Source organism: Acidimicrobiales bacterium (assembly GCA_035533095.1).
Classification (GTDB): domain Bacteria; phylum Actinomycetota; class Acidimicrobiia; order Acidimicrobiales; family Palsa-688; genus DATLUM01.
Genome location: DATLUM010000083.1, coordinates 1 through 3,037, shown reverse-complemented (window position 1 = coordinate 3,037; position 3,037 = coordinate 1). Strand labels below are relative to the sequence as shown.

3 protein-coding genes are annotated in these 3,037 nt (G+C 67.3%); 2 read left to right on the top strand and 1 reads right to left on the bottom strand.

Features of this window, described 5'->3' with window-relative positions:
* The coding region (locus tag VNF71_10665) for a DUF6788 family protein (GenBank protein ID HVA75012.1) at nt 1–224 on the bottom strand (224 nt) is incomplete at its 3' end.
* Between the two features lie 38 nt (nt 225–262).
* Between VNF71_10665 and VNF71_10660 the strand changes: the two genes are divergently transcribed.
* Nucleotides 263–1,624 carry an NF041680 family putative transposase gene (locus tag VNF71_10660; protein HVA75011.1) on the top strand — a complete coding sequence of 454 codons (1,362 nt, stop codon included), beginning with the start codon at nt 263–265 and terminating at the stop codon, nt 1,622–1,624.
* Nucleotides 1,625–1,774: 150 nt separating this feature from the next.
* A complete protein-coding gene (locus VNF71_10655) occupies nt 1,775–2,647 on the top strand; it encodes an IS5 family transposase (GenBank protein HVA75010.1) in 873 nt (290 codons plus the stop codon).
* Nucleotides 2,648–3,037 lie beyond the last annotated feature (390 nt).

Below are 3,037 nucleotides of genomic sequence, written 5' to 3'. Positions count from 1 at the left end.
TTGGCCGTCCAGTGCCAGTACGGCCCGTGCAGCTGTGGTGGATCTGCGTGGCAGCGGCAGTTGGCCTTCCCGCAGCGGTTGAAGCGAGGAGCGAGACTGCCCGACGCGATGTACCCGACCTCGCCGACCTGGGCGATCAGGGCGTCGTAACGCTTCTGCACCCGGGCAAGCTGCTTGTCGGCGCTCGTGGGTGGCATCGCCACCATCTTCTCAAAGTGCAGCATCCACCACTCCGAGTCCGAGAGTAGACACACTCTAGGATATGCCACGCACCCCACACGCCGGGCACGACGCGTTGGTCTCGTTCCGCCATGAGCTCTACGGAACCTTCACGGCCTGGGGCGACGCGCTCTTCGAGCTGTGCGACGCCACGCTGTGCGCGCCCGGGTCGGTCCTCTCGGTCCCTGCCTTGAGCCTCGAGCCAGAGTTCTCCCGCTCCCACGGCAGCCTCTACAAGGCGCTGGCGAAGGGCCGGATCGACGAGGACCGCCTCCGGCGCCTGCTCGTCCAGGCTCGGCCCGGCAACTGGCCGCTCGTCTTCGCGGTGGACGCCTCGGTGTGGGCACGCTCTGACGCCGAGACGAGCCCGGGGCGTGGCTTCTATCACTCTGCGTCTCGTCACTCCGCCGGCCAGCCGATCGTGGCGGGGTGGAGCTACCAGTGGGTGAGCCAGTTGAGCTGGGCCAACGACTCGTGGTCCGCCCCCCTCGACGCGATGCGCGTCACCCCGGGGACGGACGCCACCACGGCCACCATCGACCAGGTCCGCCGCCTCGCGGGACTGCTGCCGGCTGCGGGCGAGGTGCCGCTCTTTGTCTTCGACGCCGGCTACGACCCCATCGCCATCGGTCACGAGCTCGTGGGCGAGCGGGTCGAGGTGCTCTGTCGCATCCGCGACGACAGGGTGTTCTACGCTGACCCGCCGGCGCGCCCGAACCGACCCCCGTCGAGCGGTGGGCGTCCTCCACGGCACGGGACGCGATCGAAGTGCTCGGACCCGGCGAGCTGGCGAGCAGCCGACGCTCGACTCTGCACCCATGACCCCCGCTACGGCACGGTCAAGGTCAGCGCCTGGCACGGCCTCCATCCGAGATTGTCCGGGCGTGGACACTGGTCTGATCACGCCAAGCCCCCGATCGTGCGAGGCAGCGTGATCCGCGTCGACGTCGAGCACCTCCCCAAGCCGGGTGGTCAGGCAAAGAAGACGCTGTGGCTGTGGTGGTCGGGTGAAGAGGAGCCCGACCTCGAGCGGTGCGTTCGCGCCTACCTGCACCGTTTCGACATCGAACATGGATTCCGGTTCCAGAAGGGAACTCTGGGCTGGACCACGCCCTCGGTCTGCACGCCGGCCCAAGCCGACCGCTGGACGTGGCTCATCGTCGCCGCCTACACCCAGCTCCGCCTCGCCCGCGGTCTCGTCGCCGACCTCCGGCTTCCCTGGGAGCGCCCCCGAGACCCCCAACTCCTCACCCCGTGCCGGGTCCGCAGGGGGTTTCGTCGACTTCGTGCGACGATCGGCACTCCGGCCAGTCCGCCGAAATCGACCACGCCTGGGCCAGGCCGCCCCAAAGGCACTCGAAGACCGCCCCGAACCCGCTATCCGGTGGTCAAGAAGGCCGCCTGACCAGGCATCGAAGGTTTAATCGCAAGTTAAGAGGCCGCGCGGATAGGAGAATAGGCCTCTGAACAGGTACGACGCGTAGACATAGACCATCCACCGCTCGTTGGACTGGCCCCGACAGGATCGGGGTGCACCCAAAAAACCAACGAGACAGTGGAGGTCCCCACCATCATGCGCGCACTCGACGCGGAAGTGCGAGACATCATCTGGCGAGCCTTCGAGCCTCGGATCCCGTATCGAGAGGACCACCACCCGCTTGGCTGTCATCGTGGTCGTACCGCCGATCGTGACTGCTTCGACGTGATCGTCGTGCGGCTCGCGACGGGCTGCTCCTTCGAGGATGCCGAGCGGCTGTGCGGGAACAGGGTCTCCGACACGACAGTTCGCTCACGGCGCGACGAATGGATCGCTGCGGGCATCTTCAACGCGCTGGTCGCGGAGGCGCTCTCGGCCTTCGACCGCATCATCGGCCTCGACCTCTCCGACGCTGCTGTCGACGGGTCCTTGCACAAGAGCCCCTGCGGTGGCGAGGGAACGGGCAAGAACCCCACGGACCGGGCCAAGCTGGGGTGGAAGTGGTCGATCCTCACCGACCTGAACGGCATCCCAATCGGCTGGGCCTGCGATGGGGCCAACCGCAACGACTCGGTCCTGCTCGCGCCGACCCTCGATGACGCGAAGGCTCGCGGCCTGCTCGGCGACGTCGAGACGATCTGGCTCGATCGCGGCTACGACTCCGAGGCGACGCGCTGTCGCCTCGCCGAGCGGGAGATGCACGACGCCGTGATCGCACGCAAGCGCAAGAGGGGCTCCGATGCCCCGAAGACGAACCAGCCGATGGGCCTTCGCTGGCCGGTCGAGCGCACGAACTCCTGGCTCTCGAACTTTGGCCAGCTTCGCCGAAACACCGATCGCAAGACCGCCCATCGCCTCGCCCAGCTCGCCCTAGCAGTGGTGTTCCTGCTCACCGCGAAGCTCATCGACTGGCGGAACCGCTGGTCACCGGCAGTGTTGCCTATCCGCTGAAGTTCTAAACTTGCGATTAAACCTTCGATGCCTGGTCATTCCTGAAGGAGTGCTCTTTGTCAAGAGCGCGTCGCCCGAAGGGCGACACGTTTCGGCTGGTCGCTGACAGCAGCGGCGTCGAGTCGGCCGATCGTCGGGCGCGACGCGATGACCCGGCCGAGGCGATCGGGTAGCAGCTTGCTTGGTTGTGGTGCCTTCGGTGTCTGCTCCAGTGACGGGGTGTCATCGACAGCCGTCGGCTGTCAGTCATTCCTTCGCCGCGGCGAGGCGGCATGGAGCGTTCCGGCACCGGCCGGACGGGCTCAATCAGGCGCTCGGTCCGCTTCTCGGGACCATGACCAGGGGCGAGCTCGCGTCCGGCCGGAACCGACCGGTGTCATCCCGCCTTCT

Coding starts and splice junctions, on each gene's coding strand:
- VNF71_10660 (HVA75011.1), top strand. CDS start 263: ATGCCACGCACCCCACACGCCGGGCACGACGCGTTGGTCTCGTTCCGC.